Genomic DNA, 17612 nt, shown 5'->3' on the forward strand with positions numbered 1-17612 from the left:
ATGGAACTAACAGAACAACTCAAAGAAATAAAAACACAGCTTCGCCTCTCCATGAATGGAGCTGTGTCTCAAAGTATGCGTGAGAAAGGTTTAGTCTACAAACTCAATTTCGGTGTGGAACTACCCCGTATCAAGAGCATTGCCGACGCTTACGAGAAAGACCATGCCTTGGCACAGACTCTTTGGAAAGAAGATATTCGCGAATGTAAGATACTGGCGGGATTACTCCAGCCGGTCGACAGTTTCTTGCCTGAAATTGCGGATATATGGGTGGAGAATATCCGGAATATCGAGATTGCGGAACTTACTTGTATGAACCTTTTTCAGTATCTTCCGTATGCCCCTGCCAAGTCTTTCCATTGGATTGCGGCTGAGGATGAATATACGCAGGTTTGCGGCTTCCTTACCATTGCCCGCCTGCTGATGAAAAAAGGCGATATGAACGAGCGCGTGGAGAATGAGTTCCTTGACCAAGCTATTTCAGCTTTCTTGTCCGGTTCTTATCATGTGCGGAATGCTGCCCTGACTGCTATCCGTCGTTTTATGCAACATAGTGAAGAAAATGCGTTTCAGGTTTGCCGGAGAGTAGAGGATATGAAAGATTCTTCTTCGGAAGCGGAACATCTTCTTTATACCCTGATAAGGGAAGAAGTGGGAATGTGATAGGGTGATAATGTATTCACCTTATCCTTTCTTTCCCTACTTTATCATTCTCATTATTAATTTTTCTTTTTTTGTTTGCTTTCCGCAAAAAAGGCTTAACTTTGTTGGCTGTTAAAAAACTGCGCCTTTAAATGGAAAGTCAGAACGTGAAAGATACGGTTAGGCAGATATTCACGGAATATCTCAATACGAACGGGCATCGCAAGACTCCCGAACGCTATGCCATACTCGACACTATTTATTCCATAGACGGCCATTTCGATATTGACACGCTTTATTCGCTAATGGCGGATCAGGAGAACTTCAGGGTCAGCCGTGCGACACTTTACAATACAATTATATTACTTATCAACGCCCGTTTGGTTATCAAACATCAGTTCGGGAATTCTTCTCAATACGAAAAAAGCTATAACCGTGATACACATCACCACCAAATCTGTACGCAGTGCGGTAAGGTTGTCGAATTTCAAAATGAAGAATTGCAGCAAGCTATTGAGAATACAAAACTGAGCCGTTTCAACCTGACACATTATTCGCTGTATATGTACGGGCTGTGCAGTAAGTGCGACCGCGCAAACAAAAGGAAGAAGAAAAATAATAACCATAAGAAAGAGAAATGAAAGTAGACATTCTATTAGGATTACAATGGGGCGACGAAGGCAAAGGCAAAGTCGTTGATGTATTAACTCCGAGATACGATGTGGTGGCACGTTTTCAAGGTGGCCCGAACGCCGGTCATACATTGGAGTTTGAAGGTCAGAAGTATGTGCTCCGTTCCATTCCTTCGGGAATTTTTCAAGGTGACAAAGTAAATATCATCGGTAACGGTGTAGTACTTGACCCGGCACTGTTCAAAGCCGAGGCTGAAGCATTGGAGGCATCCGGTCACAATTTGAAGGAACGCTTGCATATTTCCAAGAAAGCACATCTCATCCTGCCTACGCACCGCATTTTGGACGCCGCCTACGAGGCAGCAAAGGGAGATGCCAAAGTGGGAACCACCGGTAAGGGTATCGGTCCGACTTATACGGATAAGGTGAGCCGTAACGGTGTACGTGTAGGTGATATTCTGCATGATTTTGATAAGAAATATGCTGCCGCTAAAGCCCGCCACGAACAAATTCTGAAAAGTTTGGATTATCAATATGATTTGGCAGAGTTGGAAAAAGCGTGGCTTGAGGGTATTGAATACTTGAAGCAATTCAAGTTTGTAGATAGCGAACACGAAATAAACGGACTATTGTCAGATGGTAAATCTGTTCTGTGCGAGGGTGCGCAAGGTACGATGTTGGATGTTGACTTCGGTTCCTATCCGTTCGTCACTTCTTCCAATACCATTTGCGCGGGCGCTTGCACGGGTTTGGGTATCGCTCCTAATAAGATTGGTGAAGTGTACGGTATCTTCAAAGCGTATTGCACGCGTGTAGGTGCAGGTCCGTTCCCGACAGAACTGTTCGACAAGACAGGTGACCAGATTTGTACATTGGGACACGAGTTCGGTTCGGTAACCGGGCGTAAGCGTCGTTGCGGCTGGATTGACTTGGTAGCTTTGAAATATGCCATCATGGTGGACGGTGTTACCAAACTGATTATGATGAAGAGTGACGTGCTCGATTCTTTTGAAACGATTAAAGCTTGTGTGGCATATAAAGTAAATGGTGAAGAAATTGATTACTTCCCGTTCGATATAGAAGGTGTTGAACCGGTATATGTGGAATTGCCCGGTTGGCAGACCGATATGACAAAGATGCAGAGCGAGGATGAATTCCCCGAAGAATTCAATGCATATCTGGCTTTCTTGGAAGAACAACTCGGTGTGCCTGTGAAGATTGTATCTGTAGGTCCTGACCGCGAACAAACCATTGAACGTTATACAGAAGAATAATAGATTTTAGCTAATTCTTCCTAAAATATAAGGGAAACTGTGAGATTGCTCGCAGTTTCCCTTTATTTTTGGCAGACTATTTGTTATAGAAATAGAAAACGACACATTATTCACTTATTTTTAAAAGAAAGAAGATTATGACAACAGGAATGATAGGAATGCAATGGATTATATTTATCGGTATAGCTGTAATCAGCTGGCTGGTACAGATGAATCTGCAAAGTAAATTCAAGAAATATTCTAAAATACCCACTGGCAACGGAATGACAGGAGCTGATGTAGCATTGAAGATGCTGCACGATAACGGAATCTATGATGTCACCGTTACGCATACTCCGGGACATTTGACAGACCATTACAATCCCGCCAATAAGACAGTGAACCTGAGTGAGGGTGTGTATAGCAGCAACAGTATTATGGCGGCAGCCGTTGCAGCCCATGAGTGCGGACACGCTGTGCAGCATGCGCGTGCCTATGCTCCGCTGACGATGCGTAGTAAGTTGGTGCCTGTCGTATCGTTTGCTTCCAATATTATGACATGGATATTGCTGGCAGGTATCCTGATGTTGAATACTTTCCCGCAATTGCTGTTGGCAGGTATCATTCTTTTTGCTATGACTACCTTATTCAGCTTTATCACTCTGCCGGTAGAAATCAACGCGAGTAAACGTGCATTGGTATGGTTAAGCAGTTCCGGTATTACGAACTCTTACAATCATGCTCAGGCGGAAGATGCGCTTCGTTCGGCGGCTTATACTTATGTAGTAGCTGCACTTGGTTCATTGGCAACACTCATTTACTACATTATGATATTCTTGGGACGTAGAGAATAAGAACATTTATTTTTTTTCTTAATCAATAAAATACCGTAACTTTGCCGTCTTATTTTATAAATGATTGATACGATTATGGCAGCAAAACCAAGTATTCCAAAAGGGACCCGTGACTTTTCGCCTGTAGAAATGGCGAAGCGTAACTATATATTCAATACGATTCGTGATGTTTATCATCTTTATGGTTTCCAGCAGATAGAAACTCCTTCTATGGAAATGCTTTCCACTTTGATGGGAAAGTATGGTGAAGAGGGCGATAAACTGTTGTTCAAGATACAGAATTCCGGTGATTATTTTTCTTGTCTGACGGACGAAGAACTGTTGAGCCGCAATGCCGCGAAGCTTGCAAGCAAGTTTTGTGAAAAAGGTTTGCGCTATGACCTTACCGTGCCTTTCGCCCGTTATGTCGTAATGCACAGGGATGAAATAACTTTCCCGTTCAAGCGCTATCAGATTCAGCCTGTTTGGCGTGCCGACCGTCCGCAGAAGGGACGCTATCGCGAGTTCTACCAATGTGATGCCGATGTTGTGGGCAGTGATTCTTTGCTGAATGAGGTAGAGTTGATGCAGATTGTCGATACTGTATTTACACGTTTCGGCATTCGTGTCTGTATTAAAATCAACAACCGAAAGATTTTGAGCGGTATTGCCGAGATTATCGGTGAGGCCGACAAGATAGTGGATATTACAGTAGCTATTGATAAGTTGGACAAGATAGGGTTGGACAATGTCAATGCCGAATTGAAGGAGAAAGGTATCAGCGATGAGGCTATTGCCAAATTGCAGCCTATTATCTTGTTGAGCGGCAGCAATGAAGAGAAACTTGCTACTCTGAAACAAGTATTGTCTGCCAGTGAAACGGGATTGAAAGGTGTGGAAGAAAGTGAATTTATCTTGAAGACTCTTTCAACTCTCGGTCTGAAGAATGAGATTGAACTTGACCTGACTTTGGCCCGCGGCTTGAATTACTATACCGGCGCTATCTTTGAGGTAAAGGCACTGGATGTACAAATAGGCAGTATCACCGGTGGTGGCCGTTATGACAATCTGACCGGTGTATTCGGTATGGCAGGTGTTTCGGGAGTAGGTATTTCGTTCGGTGCAGACCGTATATTCGATGTATTGAACCAACTTGAACTTTATCCGAAAGAAGCGGTGAACGGTACACAACTTCTGTTTATCAATTTCGGTGAGAAAGAAGCTGCTTTCTCTATGAATGTACTTGCTCAAGTACGTGCAGCAGGTATTCGTGCTGAAATCTTCCCCGATTCCAGTAAGATGAAGAAACAGATGAGTTATGCCAATTCCAAGATGATTCCGTTTGTTGCTTTGGTTGGAGAGAATGAGATGAATGAAGGTAAGGTAACCTTGAAGAATATGGAAACCGGCGAACAGAAGTTGGTTACTCCCGAAGAGTTGGTAAGCGAACTGAATTAATAAAAACTGAAATACTATTAAAAAGGAGCACAAATGTGCTCCTTTTTTTATATATTTGTAAAGGAGGTGTCGCAGAAATGTAATCTTTGGCATTTACCTTTGCAGTGACAATAAAATAGGAGGTTTGTATGGTTTCCGTTCAATTTAAACAAGAAAAGCACAATGCCCTCGTCAGCTTTTTGATGATTGTCATAGCGGTGTTGTTTTTGCTTTATATGGGGAGTTCGCTGGTGCACTCTACCAAGACTTTTTGGGAAAATTATTCCATTGAGAACTTATTGGAGTGATACTTCATTGATAAGCCTTATAGGAAGTTAACTTGATTGTACTGATGATGTTAACCAAGTGCGATGTGGCAAGTTAATATCATGGTATTTATGATGTTAATATCGTATGGGTTATGATATTAACTTATAGTTTTGCTGAGACGTATTACCTTTTTGTAGTATTTACCCATATTGAGAATAAATAAAGGCAGCTAATCCCATTGCGGTTAGCTGCCTTTTTGTATATTTGTAGATTAATGTCTCAAAATTTCAGTGCAAACGGATTTTGTTAACCATATCATAAATTAAAAACAACCAAAATCATGAATCAAGATTTCTCAATGCATGCCAATCCGTTGGTGGCTAAACTTCAAAAGCCGGCTTCCGAATTTACAAAGGCCGACATCGTATCTTATATAAAGGAAAATGAAATCCTTATGGTGAATTTCATGTATCCGGCAGCTGACGGACGACTGAAAACCCTGAACTTTGTTATTAATGACGCAGCATATCTCGATGCCATTCTTACGTGTGGAGAGCGTGTGGACGGTTCCAGTTTGTTTCCTTTTATTGAAGCGGGCAGCAGCGATTTATATGTAGTGCCCCGTTTTTGTACGGCTTTTGAAGACCCGTTTGCCGATTTGCCTACACTTTCCATGCTTTGCTCTTTCTTCAATAAAGACGGTGAACCGTTGGAAAGTTCGCCGGAACATACTTTGCGCAAGGCTTGCCGGGCATTTACGGAAGTAACAGGCATGGAGTTTCAGGCTATGGGCGAGTTGGAATATTATGTTATTTCGGAAGATAGTGGGATGTTTCCGGCTACCGACCAGCGTGGTTACCACGAGTCTGCTCCTTATGCCAAGTTCAACGAGTTCCGTACCGAATGTATGTCATATATTGCACAAGCCGGCGGACAAATTAAATACGGGCACTCCGAAGTGGGTAATTTCACTCTTGACGGCAAAATATATGAACAGAATGAAATTGAATTCTTGCCGGTACGTGCCGATCAGGCAGCCGATCAATTGATGATTGCTAAATGGATTATCCGTAACCTTGCTCATCACTATGGATTCGACCTTACTTTTGCTCCGAAAATAACGGCGGGAAAAGCCGGTTCCGGGTTACACATTCATATGCGTATCATGAAGGATGGAAAAAATCAGATGTTGAAAGACGGCGTACTTTCCGAAACAGCCCGCAAGGCTATTGCGGGGATGATGGAATTGGCCCCTTCCATTACCGCATTCGGCAATACGAATCCTACCTCTTATTTCCGTCTTGTGCCCCATCAGGAAGCTCCTACCAATATTTGTTGGGGCGACCGCAACCGTTCCGTACTGGTACGCGTTCCGTTGGGATGGTCGGCCAAGACCGATATGTGTATGCTCGCTAATCCATTGGAAGCGCCGAGCAACTACGACACAACTCAAAAGCAAACGGTGGAGATGCGCTCTCCGGACGGCTCAGCCGATTTGTACCAGCTGATTGCAGGTTTGGCAGTGGCTTGCCGTCATGGATTTGAAATATCAAATGCTTTGGAAATTGCAGACAAGACTTATGTGAATGTAAATATTCACAAGAAAGAAAACGAGGATAAACTGAAACAACTGGCCCAATTGCCTGATAGCTGTACAGCTTCTGCAGACTGTTTGGAGAAACAGCGTGCCGCTTTTGAGAAGTACAATGTTTTCAGCCCCGCCATGATTGACGGAATTATCAGTAAGTTGCGTTCTTATGAGGATAAGACCTTGCGCAGTGAGGTTCAGAATAATCAGGAAGCAATGTTGAAATTGGTTGAGAGATATTTCCACTGCGGATAAAGATTAGAGCGAAACATATCATCTGTTAAGTATAAACGCATCATCTGTTGAGGGTTAACGGATGATGCGTTTTGTATAAACAGATGATGCGATATGGAATCATTCTTCTGAGGCTGCAAATATAGCATTATCCGTTTTATTCCTTGCCATTTTGTCAGTTTGAATCTGCCAAACGAACAGCTTTGCCTTTTGGCACAGTTTTCGTAAGTTCTTTTTCGCTTACATAAAGCAAAAATTACTATTATAATAAATGTATAACATATAAAAACAAAGAGACTATGAACATTAAACCATTAGCAGACAGAGTGCTGATACTCCCTGCACCTGCAGAAGAAAAGACAATTGGCGGTATCATTATTCCTGATACGGCAAAAGAAAAACCTTTAAAGGGTGAAGTTATAGCAGTTGGCAACGGAACAAAAGACGAAGAAATGGTGTTGAAGGTTGGTGACACAGTATTGTATGGAAAATATGCCGGTACAGAACTGGAAGTTGAAGGAACCAAATACCTCATTATGCGTCAGAGCGACGTACTCGCTGTATTGGGATAATTAATTTGTAAATAGTAAATCGTTAAAATAGTAAATAGAATTATGGCAAAAGAAATATTATTCAATATCGATGCCCGCGACCAATTAAAAAAAGGTATCGATACACTGGCAAATGCAGTAAAAGTAACTCTCGGCCCGAAAGGACGTAATGTTATCATCGAAAAGAAATTCGGCGCTCCCCACATTACAAAGGACGGTGTAACGGTTGCCAAAGAAGTGGAATTGGCTGATGCTTATCAAAATACCGGTGCACAACTGGTTAAGGAAGTTGCTTCTAAGACAGGTGACGATGCAGGTGACGGTACAACTACTGCTACCGTATTGGCTCAGGCCATTGTAGCCGAAGGCTTGAAGAATGTAACTGCCGGTGCAAGCCCTATGGATATTAAGCGCGGTATCGACAAGGCTGTTGCCAAAGTGGTAGAATCTATCAAGAGCCAGTCTGAGAAAGTTGGTGACAATTACGATAAGATTGAACAAGTTGCTTCTGTATCTGCCAACAATGACCCGGTTATCGGTAAATTGATTGCAGACGCTATGCGTAAGGTTTCTAAAGATGGCGTTATCACTATCGAAGAGGCTAAGGGTACAGATACTACTATCGGCGTAGTGGAAGGTATGCAGTTCGACCGTGGCTATCTTTCAGCTTATTTCGTTACCAATACTGAAAAGATGGAATGCGAAATGGAAAAACCGTACATCCTGATTTACGATAAGAAGATTTCTAACTTGAAAGATTTCTTGCCTATCCTCGAACCGGCTGTACAGACCGGTCGTCCTCTGTTGGTAATTGCAGAAGACGTGGATAGCGAAGCGCTGACTACATTGGTTGTTAACCGTCTGCGTTCTCAGTTGAAGATATGTGCTGTGAAAGCTCCGGGCTTCGGTGACCGCCGCAAGGAAATGCTGGAAGACATTGCCGTATTGACCGGTGGCGTTGTAATCAGCGAAGAAAAAGGCTTGAAGCTGGAACAAGCTACTATCGAAATGTTGGGTACTGCCGACAAGGTAACTGTTTCTAAGGACAATACAACTATCGTAAACGGTGCCGGCGCAAAAGAAAATATCAAAGAACGTTGCGAACAGATTAAAGCTCAGATTGCTTCTACTAAGTCCGACTATGACAAAGAAAAATTGCAGGAACGTCTGGCTAAGTTGTCGGGTGGTGTAGCTGTTCTGTACGTGGGTGCGGCTTCCGAGGTAGAAATGAAAGAGAAGAAAGACCGTGTAGATGATGCGCTCCGCGCTACTCGTGCGGCTATCGAAGAAGGTATCGTTGCAGGTGGTGGTGTAGCCTACATTCGTGCACTGGATGCTTTGGAAGGTCTGCAAGGAGACAATGCTGACGAAACTACAGGTATCGACATCATCAAGCGTGCCATCGAAGAACCTTTGCGCCAGATTGTTGCCAACGCCGGTAAAGAAGGTGCAGTTGTGGTACAGAAAGTTCGTGAAGGTAAGGCTGACTTCGGTTATAATGCACGTACCGATGTTTACGAAAATCTGCACGCTGCCGGTGTGGTAGACCCTGCAAAAGTAACTCGTGTAGCTCTTGAAAATGCCGCTTCTATTGCAGGTATGTTCCTGACTACTGAGTGTGTAATTGTAGAAAAGAAAGAAGATAAGCCCGAAATGCCGATGGGTGCTCCCGGAATGGGCGGTATGGGCGGAATGATGTAATATCGTTTTTCCTTGATTTCTTAATCATATAGATTGACCGCGATGTCTTACATAAAGGCATCGCGGTTTTTTTATGTTGGAGTATATGCTTTTCATAAAGAAAATTGCTGCAATGTTTTGTGGTACAAAATATTGTTCGTAGTTTTGCGAACATATAATTGAGAAGATGATGGAAACCAAGAAATACACATTAGAACAAGAGCAAATTGCTCGCTTTGCAAAAGCGATAGGGCATCCGGCAAGGGTGGCTATTCTTGACTTTTTGGCCAAACAGGACTGTTGTTTTTTCGGAGATATCCACGAGGAACTCCCTATTGCGAAAGCGACGGTTTCACAACATTTGAAGGAGTTGAAAGATGCAGGACTGATACAAGGAGAGATAGAGACACCGAAAGTAAAGTATTGTATCAATCGGGAGAATTGGAAAATAGCCTCTATGCTTTTGTCTAAACTTTTTGGGCAGTGTGTCTGTAAAAAGGAAAGTTGTTGCGAATAGCGGCAATTTTTTTCTCTTTAATGTTCGTAGTTTTACGAAATACAAACATGGATAATTATCAATACAAACAAATGCGTATGAACAGACTGATTTTAGTGTTGGTTATTTGCTGCGGATTGACAGCTTGCGGCAATAATGGAGCGGGGAAGAACCGCTCTGCGGATGTAGAGCAAATACAGTTGCAGGAACAGGAAAACTGTGTGGAAGTGCTGTATTTTCATGGTAAACGGCGGTGTGCCACTTGCATGGCGATAGAAAAGAATGCCAAAGAAGCGATAGAGACACAATTTGCCGATGAACTGAAAAACGGAACAGTCGTTTTTAAAACAATCGACATATCCAAGCCTGAGAACGAGACTGTTGCCAATAAATACGAGGTTGCATGGTCGTCGCTTTTCGTCAGCAAGTGGAGAGATGGTAAAGAAACGTATGAGAATCTGACGGAATATGCTTTTGCCAATGCCAGAACGGCTCCTGATACTTTCAAGAGCGGAGTGATTGAGAAAGTCCGTACCTTATTGGAATAAAGTCTTATGGAGTGGTTACAGGCATTATTGGAAAGCAGTACAACCCCTGCACTTACGGCTTTTCTTTTGGGGCTGCTCACAGCGGTTTCACCCTGTCCGTTGGCTACGAATATAGCCGCTATCGGATTTATTGGCAAAGACATTGAAAACCGCCGCCGGATTTTCCGCAATGGTTTATTATATACATTCGGTCGTGTCATAGCTTACACTTTGCTGGGGATTGTATTGATACTGGTACTCAAAGAAGGTTCCAATCTTTTCGGTATTCAGAGGTTCATAGGTAAATATGGAGAGCGCATACTTGGTCCTGCCTTGCTTCTTATAGGCTTGTTTATATTGTTCGGCAGCAAATTGAAATTGCCTTCTTTCGGTTTCAAGGGAGATGGCGAAGGTCTGGCTCGTAAAGGAGGATGGGGAGCGCTTCTGCTCGGAATGCTATTTGCAATGGCGTTTTGTCCCACCAGCGGAGTTTTTTATTTCGGGATGTTGATTCCGATGTCGGCAACGGTTACTGCAGGTTATCTGTTACCTGTCCTTTTCGCCATAGCTACTGCGCTGCCCGTTTTGGCGGTGGCTTGGATATTGGCATTCAGCATACAGCATATCGGCGGTTTTTATGGTAAAATGCAGACTATACAAAAATGGTTGAATAGGATTGTCGGGGGCGTGTTCTCGATTATCGGCGTGTATTATTGTATAATTATATATTTATAAAAAAGATAGAAACATGGAAATTAAAGTTTTGGGAGCGGGTTGTGCCAAATGTAAGACAACCTATCAGACAATAGAGAAAGTAATCTGTGAGAACCATCTTGATGTAAAACTCACAAAAGTAGAGGATATTGTAGAAATACTCAATTCCGGCATTATGGCTACTCCGGCCGTTATGGTGGATGGAGAGGTTAAAATCAAGGGACACGTTCCGTCTGAAACAGAGGTAAAGCAAATACTCGGTATATAAAATGTGGCTATGGATGCGAAAAAGGAACTGAAAATACTCTTTTGGATTATCATAGTTTTTGCGGCAGTCTTCTTCATGCCGTTTGGCAACGAGCGTTTTATGACGGCCATTGATGCGACTCTCGATCTTGCAAAATGGTATGCTCAGGAACACGTAGTGCTATGTCTGCTTCCTGCATTCTTCATAGCAGGGGTGATTGCTGTGTTCGTCAGTCAGGGTTCAGTGCTCAAATATTTCGGGGCAAATGCCAAGAAGTGGCTATCCTATACGATCGCCGCTATTTCGGGAGGTATATTGGCTGTTTGCTCCTGCACGATTTTACCCTTATTTACAAGTATTTACAAACGGGGTGCGGGCTTAGGTCCTGCCATCGCTTTTCTTTATTCAGGTCCTGCCATCAGTATTTTATCCATTATCTTGACGGCCCGTATTTTGGGTATTGAGATGGGCATTGCTCGCATGGTGGGAGCTATCGGCTTTTCTGTAGTGATAGGGCTTGCAATGGCATTCATTTTCCGTAAGGAGGAGAAAGCCAAACAAGAGGAACAGATGAATATTGTGCCGCCACCGGAAAAGCGTCCGATGTGGCAGACTACTTTTCATTTCTTTACGTTGGTACTGATTCTTGTTTTTGCGAACTGGGGTGCACCTGCCGCTTCCGACAGGGGATTATGGTATTTCATTTTCTCCTATAAATGGTATATTGCGGGAATTTTCGCATTGATGCTCTGTTGGTCACTCGTCAAAATATTGAGATTGCGAGTATTGTGGGTATGTGTCGGAGCAGTGCTGACAATTGCCTCCGCTTTTCTTGCCGGAGCTTTCGTTTCCAATGCTAAATTAGTACCGCTAGTACCGATGGTTGTAGGCATAACGTTGCTTTCCGTCATTCTGCTTTTCGACAAGGGAGATGAAGAGAATCGGGACTGGGCTTTTTCGTCATGGGGGTTTGCCAAGCAAATACTGCCCTTATTGGCAATCGGTGTCGTTACTGCAGGTTTCTTGCTGGGCTCTACGCACGACAGCACTGCTATCGCCGGAGTTATTCCTAACGAGTGGATAGAGTGGGCGGTTGGTGGAAATTCTCTACTTTCCAACTTCTTCGCAAGTTTTACAGGAGCGTTTATGTATTTCGCAACACTAACTGAAGTTCCTATTATTCAGGGGTTACTTGCTTCCGGCATGGGTAAAGGTCCTGCGCTTGCGTTGCTGTTGGCGGGACCGTCGCTGTCGTTGCCTAATATGTTGGTTATCCGGGGTGTTATGGGCACAAAGAAGACCATTGTATATGTGGTTCTTGTTATCATTATGGCGACAATTTCGGGATTTGTATTTGGTAACCTTTCGATTGGTATTTAAAAATAAGATTTTTAATTTCGTTTACACATTTTAGTTCCCGAAAAACAAAGTTGGTGTGCTGTTTGTTCTATCCATTTTAGAATACAAAACTTATAAACTATGGCTTATATTGATTATTATCAAGTCCTTGGAGTAGACAAAACGGCATCTCAGGATGATATCAAGAAAGCGTTCCGTAAGTTGGCGCGCAAATATCATCCCGACTTGAATCCTAATGACGCTACTGCCAAAGATAAGTTTCAGGCTATCAACGAAGCCAACGAGGTGCTTAGTGATCCTGAGAAAAGAAAGAAATATGATGAATATGGCGAGCACTGGAAGCACGCCGATGAATTTGAAGCGCAGAAGCGGGCGCAACAGCAAGCCGGGACGGGAGGTTTCGGTGGCTTCGGCGGTCAGGATGCAGACGGCTTCTCCGATTTCTTTGAACAGATGTTCGGACACCGCACACGTGGCGGAGGCGGAGCGAATACAGGTTTTCGCGGGCAGGATTTCCATGCCGATTTGAACCTGTCGCTTCGGGATGCAGCCCAAACCCATAAGCAGATATTGACGGTGAACGGTAAGAATGTCCGTATCACCATTCCTGCCGGTGTGGCAAACGGCCAAGTCATTAAGCTGAAAGGCTATGGCGGCGAGGGCATCAACGGCGGACCTGCAGGCGACTTGTACATTACTTTTGTGATTGCTGAGGACCCCGTATTCAAACGCTTGGGCGACGAACTGTATGTAGATGTGGATATTGACCTTTATACGGCGCTTCTGGGTGGCGAGAAGTTGGTAGATACATTGGACGGTCAGGTGAAGCTGAAAGTAAAGCCCGAAACGCAGAACGGGACAAAAGTCCGTCTAAAAGGGAAAGGTTTTCCGGTATACAAGAAGGAAGGCCGGTTCGGTGATTTGATTGTGACTTATTCCGTAAAGTTGCCGACGAATCTGACGGAGCAGCAGAAAGAACTGTTCCGTAAAATTCAAAGTATGAACTAAAAAGGAGAACGAGTTATGCAGAACGAATTAATTATAATCAGTGAGTATTGTGACAAGTGCCACATAGAGCCCTCGTTCATTGAGATGTTGCAGGAAGGCGGTCTGATAGATATTTTGACGGAAGGTGGCGAACGCTGTTTGCAATTTTCCCAATTGCCGGATGTAGAGCGTTACAGCCGTATGTATTACGACTTGTCTATCAATATCGAAGGTATTGATGCCATTCATCATTTGCTGGAGCGTATGGAAAGTATGCAGCAGGAGATTTATTCGCTGCACAATAAGCTGAGACTGTTGGGAGGCTTGGACTGACTTTAAAACTCCGATTGACATTTCATCCTGTCATTCAGAGGAGCTTGTGACGAAGAAGAGAGTGCGTCACAAGTTCCTCTGAATGACAGGATGAAATGTCAATCAAAGTTTTAAGACTTTTACTTGCGATAACCTTCCAACTCTTCAGCCTTGAACTTGCGGATGAAGTTGAAGTGCTTCTCTATTTCCGATTCAGCATAGTTTACGTACACCAGTGCCGATTTGGCGAACAATTCGGGAGCTTTTGCAGCATCCTGAATCAGCAAGTGGGACATTACGCATACGGCAGCCATTTCGTAAAGGCGGCGGGCCACGAAATCAAGCAACTCTTGGTCGCCGCTTTCCTTAACGGCATTGGTGCAAGCCTCGAACTTGTTTGTCATTTCTTTTACGCGATTCAACAACGGTTGCATTTCTTCGCTGCACGGAATCAGTTCATAGTCGCGCAAGGTGGCGGCATAAGAACCGTTGGTGACGTAGCGGATAGCGGCTACCGTCTGCAACTGCGTAGTACCTTCGTAGATGCTGGTGATACGTGCGTCACGATAAATGCGCTGGCAAGCATATTCCAGCATGAAACCGGAACCGCCGTGAATCTGGATGCTGTCGTAAGCGTTCTGGTTGGCATATTCGGAGTTCATACCTTTGGCCAGCGGAGTGAAAGAATCGGCCAATTTGGCATATTTCTTTTGTTCCTGACGCTCTTCCGGAGTCAGTTTGCGTTCGCGGGCGATGTCGTCCAATGCCTTGTAGATGTCTACGTAGCGTGAAGTTTGGTACAACAAGGCGCGGCCTGCATCCAATTTGGCTTTCATGATAGCCAGCATATCGTATACGGCGGGGAACTCGATGATGGCTTTGCCGAACTGTTTGCGGTCTTTGGCATAAGCCAGACCTTCGTTATAGGCGGCTTGTGACAAACCTACGGACTGGGCGGCGATACCCAGACGGGCGCCGTTCATCAGTGCCATTACATATTTAATCAAACCGAGTTTGCGGTCGCCGCAAAGCTCGCACTTCGCATTCTTGTAGACCAGCTCGCAAGTAGGAGAACCGTGAATACCCAGCTTGTTTTCGATGCGGCGAACGTTTACGCCGCCGTCACGCTTGTCGTAGATGAACATGGACAGGCCGCGGCCGTCTTTTGTTCCCTCTTCCGAACGTGCCAGTACGAGGTGCAGGTCGGCATCGCCGTTAGTGATGAAACGCTTCACGCCGTTCAGACGCCAGCAGTTGTTTGCTTCGTCGTAAGTAGCTTTCAGCATTACCGATTGCAAGTCAGAGCCTGCATCCGGTTCGGTCAAGTCCATTGACATGGTTTCGCCGGCGCAGATGCGGGGGATGAAACGGCTGTGCTGGTCTTCATTGCCGAACTCGTAAAGAGTTTCAATACAGTCTTGCAAAGACCAGATGTTGCCGAAACCGGCATCGGCGGCAGCTACGATTTCCGCGCACATGGTGTACGGGGTAATAGGGAAGTTCAGTCCGCCGAAACGACGCGGCATGGTCATACCGTTCAAGCCGGCTTTCACCATAGCGTCGAGGTTCTGTTTGGTACCGCTGGCATATTCCACACGGCCGTTGGCGCAATGAGGACCTTCTTCGTCCACGCCTTCGGCATTGGGCGCGATAATCTCACCCGTAATTTCACCGGTGATTTCGAGTACCTTGTCGTATGAGTCGATGGCGTCCGCATAGTCCTGCGGAGCATAATCGAACTTGTCTTTATCTTCGTAGCCGCGTTCTTTCAGTTCGCAGATACGTTCCATCATCGGATTGTTCAAGTGGAACTTGAGTTCCGGAATATCTGTATAAAAATTAGCCATAATTTCCTTACTTACTATTCTGTTTGTAATACTTAATCATCTTCGGAATAACTTCTTCTACCGTACCATTGATAACATAGTCTGCAATTGTGTTGATAGGAGCATTTTCGTCGTTATTGACGGAGATGATAATACCGCTCTCCTGCATACCGGCAATGTGTTGGATTTGTCCGCTGATGCCGCAAGCAATGTAGAGTTTCGGGCGGACGGTAACACCGGTCTGACCAATCTGGCGGTCATGGTCGGCATAGCCTGCATCGACGGCGGCGCGGCTGGCGCCTACTTCGGCGTGGAGTTCCTTAGCCAGTTCAAACAGCATATCGAAGTTCTCGCGGCTGCCCATGCCGTAACCGCCGGCTATGACGATGGGAGCGCCTTTCAGATTGTGTTTGGCTTTTTCTACGTGGCGGTCGATAACCTTCACTACATAGTCCGTTTCGGGAACGTACTTGGCAACGTCGTGACGGATAACTTCACCCTTGTAGTTGGCATCCAGAATCTCTTTCTTCATCACGCCCTCGCGTACGGTCGCCATTTGCGGACGGTGTTCGGGGTTCACAATCGTTGCTACGATGTTGCCGCCGAATGCGGGACGGATTTGGTATAACAGATTTTCGTAGGTCTTGCCTTCTTTCTTATCCTCATGGTTGCCGATTTCCAGTGAAGTACAGTCGGCGGTCAGTCCGCTGGTCAGTGCGGAAGACACGCGCGGACCGAGGTCACGGCCGATAACGGTTGCACCCATCAGGCAGATTTGCGGTTGTTCTTCTTTGAACAGGTTGATGAGGACGGAAGAGTGGGGAAGGGAAGTGTATGGGAACAAGCCCGGGGCGTCGAATACATGCAGTTTGTCAACGCCGAAGGGCAATACTTGCTTTTCAATGCCTGCCAAATTGTTTCCGGCGGCAACAGCTTCCAGCTGGCAGCCCAACTGATTAGCCAGTTTACGACCTTTGGTCAGGAGTTCGAGACTGACATCGGCAACCGTAGTGCCTTCTATCTCTAAATATACAAATACATTATTCATAATCTTATCCTATCGTGTGGTTAGCTAACAGTTCAACAATCAAATCTTCTACATCCTGGTCGCTGCCTGTCAGTGTCTTGCTTTCTTTGGCTTGGAATGAAATGTTCTGAATGGTTTTCACCTTTGTAGGCGAACCGCTCAGACCGCATTGTACGAGGTCGCCGTTCACGTCGGCCACACTCCATTCGGTGATGTTCAGATAAGGATACTTCTCATAAAGGGCTGCATACGGCAGTTCTGCGCCTTCTTTTTCAATGGCGGCTTTCTCCTGTGCGCCGAGGGCGCGTTTGTATTTCTGTACCAGTTTGGCATTACGCGGACGGCAGGGAGCGGCGCTTCCGTTGACGGTGATAACGATGGGCAACGGGCCTTCTACCGTTTCCACACCACCGTCGATATGACGTTTTACGGTAATCTTTTTGGCGGCTTTGTCCACATTCAGAATCTCTTCTGCATAAGTCACCTGCGTCAATCCCAACTTTTCCGCTACCTGCGGGCCTACTTGAGCCGTATCACCGTCGATGGCTTGGCGACCGCCGATGATGATGTCGTAATCGCCAATCTTCTTGATGGCGGTGGCAAGGGCGTAGGAGGTGGCCAGTGTATCAGCTCCGGCAAAAGCGCGGTCAGTCAGCAGATAGCCGTTGTCGGCGCCACGGTAAAGTCCTTCACGAATAACTTCGGCTGCGCGTCCCGGTCCCATAGTCAGGATGGTTACGGTGGAGCCCGGATGTTCATCTTTCAATCGGAGAGCTTGCTCAAGGGCATTCAGGTCTTCGGGGTTGAAGATGGCAGGGAGTGCCGCGCGGTTAATGGTTCCGTCGGCTTTCATGGCATCTTTCCCAACGTTACGTGTGTCGGGAACTTGTTTTGCCAATACAACAATTTTCAAACTCATGCTATTAATAATTAGTATTAGTATTTCTATATGTCAGTGCCGGGAATAGGAGTAGTAGAGTCCTGCTACTGAAATTAT

Annotated in this window: 19 protein-coding genes; 16 read left to right on the forward strand and 3 right to left on the reverse strand. The window is 45.1% G+C overall.

Translation table 11 applies throughout. From position 1 onward, the window contains the following. The 16 genes from KG118_RS05435 to KG118_RS05510 all read left to right on the forward strand — a co-directional run bounded on the left by KG118_RS05435 (window position 1) and on the right by KG118_RS05510 (window position 13783). Window positions 1–663 carry a DNA alkylation repair protein gene (locus tag KG118_RS05435; protein ID WP_117711267.1) on the forward strand — a complete coding sequence of 221 codons (663 nt, stop codon included), beginning with the start codon at window positions 1–3 and terminating at the stop codon, window positions 661–663. 131 nt (window positions 664–794) lie between these two features. Further along, window positions 795–1283 carry a Fur family transcriptional regulator gene (locus KG118_RS05440; protein ID WP_117711268.1) on the forward strand — a complete coding sequence of 163 codons (489 nt, stop codon included), beginning with the start codon at window positions 795–797 and terminating at the stop codon, window positions 1281–1283. Then, window positions 1280–2548 carry an adenylosuccinate synthase gene (locus KG118_RS05445; RefSeq protein WP_117711269.1) on the forward strand — a complete coding sequence of 423 codons (1269 nt, stop codon included), beginning with the start codon at window positions 1280–1282 and terminating at the stop codon, window positions 2546–2548. Before KG118_RS05440 ends, KG118_RS05445 begins: the two co-directional genes overlap by 4 nt. Before the next feature lie 137 nt (window positions 2549–2685). After that, the gene (locus KG118_RS05450; protein ID WP_117711270.1) at window positions 2686–3381 is read left to right on the forward strand and encodes a zinc metallopeptidase; all 696 of its coding nucleotides are present in this window, start codon (window positions 2686–2688) and stop codon (window positions 3379–3381) included. 75 nt (window positions 3382–3456) lie between these two features. Beyond that, the gene (hisS, locus tag KG118_RS05455; protein WP_117711454.1) at window positions 3457–4818 is read left to right on the forward strand and encodes a histidine--tRNA ligase; all 1362 of its coding nucleotides are present in this window, start codon (window positions 3457–3459) and stop codon (window positions 4816–4818) included. Between the two features lie 128 nt (window positions 4819–4946). Beyond that, entirely contained in the window at window positions 4947–5105 is a 159-nt protein-coding gene (locus KG118_RS05460; RefSeq protein ID WP_018669324.1) for a hypothetical protein, read from the forward strand. 302 nt (window positions 5106–5407) lie between these two features. After that, window positions 5408–6910, forward strand: a complete 1503-nt coding sequence (locus KG118_RS05465; RefSeq protein ID WP_117711271.1) for a glutamine synthetase family protein — start codon at window positions 5408–5410, stop codon at window positions 6908–6910. 278 nt (window positions 6911–7188) lie between these two features. Then, window positions 7189–7461 (forward strand): co-chaperone GroES, encoded by a 273-nt coding sequence (locus KG118_RS05470; RefSeq protein WP_004290132.1) that lies wholly within the window; start codon window positions 7189–7191, stop codon window positions 7459–7461. Between the two features lie 42 nt (window positions 7462–7503). Continuing rightward, window positions 7504–9141, forward strand: a complete 1638-nt coding sequence (gene groL / locus KG118_RS05475) for a chaperonin GroEL (protein WP_004290133.1) — start codon at window positions 7504–7506, stop codon at window positions 9139–9141. Window positions 9142–9310: 169 nt separating this feature from the next. Next, window positions 9311–9637, forward strand: a complete 327-nt coding sequence (locus KG118_RS05480; protein ID WP_117711455.1) for an ArsR/SmtB family transcription factor — start codon at window positions 9311–9313, stop codon at window positions 9635–9637. Between the two features lie 77 nt (window positions 9638–9714). Further along, window positions 9715–10164: a nitrophenyl compound nitroreductase subunit ArsF family protein gene (locus KG118_RS05485; RefSeq protein ID WP_117711456.1), complete on the forward strand. Its 450-nt coding sequence runs from the start codon at window positions 9715–9717 to the stop codon at window positions 10162–10164. 6 nt (window positions 10165–10170) lie between these two features. Further along, window positions 10171–10878: an aromatic aminobenezylarsenical efflux permease ArsG family transporter gene (locus KG118_RS05490; protein ID WP_117711272.1), complete on the forward strand. Its 708-nt coding sequence runs from the start codon at window positions 10171–10173 to the stop codon at window positions 10876–10878. Between the two features lie 13 nt (window positions 10879–10891). Further along, on the forward strand, window positions 10892–11125 hold the full coding sequence (locus KG118_RS05495) for a thioredoxin family protein (protein ID WP_117711273.1): 234 nt from the start codon (window positions 10892–10894) through the stop codon (window positions 11123–11125). Between the two features lie 9 nt (window positions 11126–11134). Continuing rightward, window positions 11135–12484, forward strand: coding sequence for a permease (locus KG118_RS05500; protein WP_117711274.1), 1350 nt, complete (start codon window positions 11135–11137; stop codon window positions 12482–12484). A 99-nt stretch (window positions 12485–12583) separates the two neighbouring features. Next, complete coding sequence (locus KG118_RS05505) at window positions 12584–13471, forward strand: DnaJ C-terminal domain-containing protein (RefSeq protein WP_117711275.1); 888 nt, start codon at window positions 12584–12586, stop codon at window positions 13469–13471. 15 nt (window positions 13472–13486) lie between these two features. Beyond that, window positions 13487–13783 carry a chaperone modulator CbpM gene (locus KG118_RS05510; RefSeq protein WP_009121266.1) on the forward strand — a complete coding sequence of 99 codons (297 nt, stop codon included), beginning with the start codon at window positions 13487–13489 and terminating at the stop codon, window positions 13781–13783. 119 nt (window positions 13784–13902) lie between these two features. On the opposite strand, the gene KG118_RS05515 is transcribed toward KG118_RS05510, so the two are convergent. Genes KG118_RS05515 through KG118_RS05525 form a run of 3 tightly spaced genes read right to left on the reverse strand, consistent with a single transcriptional unit; the run spans window position 13903 to window position 17534 of the window. After that, on the reverse strand, window positions 13903–15609 hold the full coding sequence (locus tag KG118_RS05515) for an acyl-CoA dehydrogenase family protein (protein ID WP_117711276.1): 1707 nt from the start codon (window positions 15607–15609) through the stop codon (window positions 13903–13905). 7 nt (window positions 15610–15616) lie between these two features. After that, a complete protein-coding gene (locus tag KG118_RS05520) occupies window positions 15617–16636 on the reverse strand; it encodes an electron transfer flavoprotein subunit alpha/FixB family protein (RefSeq protein WP_022217746.1) in 1020 nt (339 codons plus the stop codon). Between the two features lie 4 nt (window positions 16637–16640). Further along, the gene (locus tag KG118_RS05525) at window positions 16641–17534 is read right to left on the reverse strand and encodes an electron transfer flavoprotein subunit beta/FixA family protein (RefSeq protein ID WP_117711277.1); all 894 of its coding nucleotides are present in this window, start codon (window positions 17532–17534) and stop codon (window positions 16641–16643) included. Between the last annotated feature and the right edge of the window lie 78 nt (window positions 17535–17612).

The sequence above is a fragment of the Bacteroides propionicigenes genome (assembly GCF_018390535.1).
Lineage (GTDB): Bacteria > Bacteroidota > Bacteroidia > Bacteroidales > Bacteroidaceae > Bacteroides > Bacteroides propionicigenes.

Excerpts from the sequence above, each read along its gene's own strand:
- KG118_RS05435 (WP_117711267.1), top strand. The coding sequence starts at position 1 with ATGGAACTAACAGAACAACTCAAAGAAATAAAAACACAGCTTCGCCTC.
- KG118_RS05440 (WP_117711268.1), top strand. The coding sequence starts at position 795 with ATGGAAAGTCAGAACGTGAAAGATACGGTTAGGCAGATATTCACGGAA.
- KG118_RS05445 (WP_117711269.1), top strand. The coding sequence starts at position 1,280 with ATGAAAGTAGACATTCTATTAGGATTACAATGGGGCGACGAAGGCAAA.
- KG118_RS05450 (WP_117711270.1), top strand. The coding sequence starts at position 2,686 with ATGACAACAGGAATGATAGGAATGCAATGGATTATATTTATCGGTATA.
- hisS (WP_117711454.1), top strand. The coding sequence starts at position 3,457 with ATGGCAGCAAAACCAAGTATTCCAAAAGGGACCCGTGACTTTTCGCCT.
- KG118_RS05460 (WP_018669324.1), top strand. The coding sequence starts at position 4,947 with ATGGTTTCCGTTCAATTTAAACAAGAAAAGCACAATGCCCTCGTCAGC.
- KG118_RS05465 (WP_117711271.1), top strand. The coding sequence starts at position 5,408 with ATGAATCAAGATTTCTCAATGCATGCCAATCCGTTGGTGGCTAAACTT.
- KG118_RS05470 (WP_004290132.1), top strand. The coding sequence starts at position 7,189 with ATGAACATTAAACCATTAGCAGACAGAGTGCTGATACTCCCTGCACCT.
- groL (WP_004290133.1), top strand. The coding sequence starts at position 7,504 with ATGGCAAAAGAAATATTATTCAATATCGATGCCCGCGACCAATTAAAA.
- KG118_RS05480 (WP_117711455.1), top strand. The coding sequence starts at position 9,311 with ATGGAAACCAAGAAATACACATTAGAACAAGAGCAAATTGCTCGCTTT.
- KG118_RS05485 (WP_117711456.1), top strand. The coding sequence starts at position 9,715 with ATGAACAGACTGATTTTAGTGTTGGTTATTTGCTGCGGATTGACAGCT.
- KG118_RS05490 (WP_117711272.1), top strand. The coding sequence starts at position 10,171 with ATGGAGTGGTTACAGGCATTATTGGAAAGCAGTACAACCCCTGCACTT.
- KG118_RS05495 (WP_117711273.1), top strand. The coding sequence starts at position 10,892 with ATGGAAATTAAAGTTTTGGGAGCGGGTTGTGCCAAATGTAAGACAACC.
- KG118_RS05500 (WP_117711274.1), top strand. The coding sequence starts at position 11,135 with ATGGATGCGAAAAAGGAACTGAAAATACTCTTTTGGATTATCATAGTT.
- KG118_RS05505 (WP_117711275.1), top strand. The coding sequence starts at position 12,584 with ATGGCTTATATTGATTATTATCAAGTCCTTGGAGTAGACAAAACGGCA.
- KG118_RS05510 (WP_009121266.1), top strand. The coding sequence starts at position 13,487 with ATGCAGAACGAATTAATTATAATCAGTGAGTATTGTGACAAGTGCCAC.
- KG118_RS05515 (WP_117711276.1), bottom strand. The coding sequence starts at position 15,609 with ATGGCTAATTTTTATACAGATATTCCGGAACTCAAGTTCCACTTGAAC.
- KG118_RS05520 (WP_022217746.1), bottom strand. The coding sequence starts at position 16,636 with ATGAATAATGTATTTGTATATTTAGAGATAGAAGGCACTACGGTTGCC.
- KG118_RS05525 (WP_117711277.1), bottom strand. The coding sequence starts at position 17,534 with ATGAGTTTGAAAATTGTTGTATTGGCAAAACAAGTTCCCGACACACGT.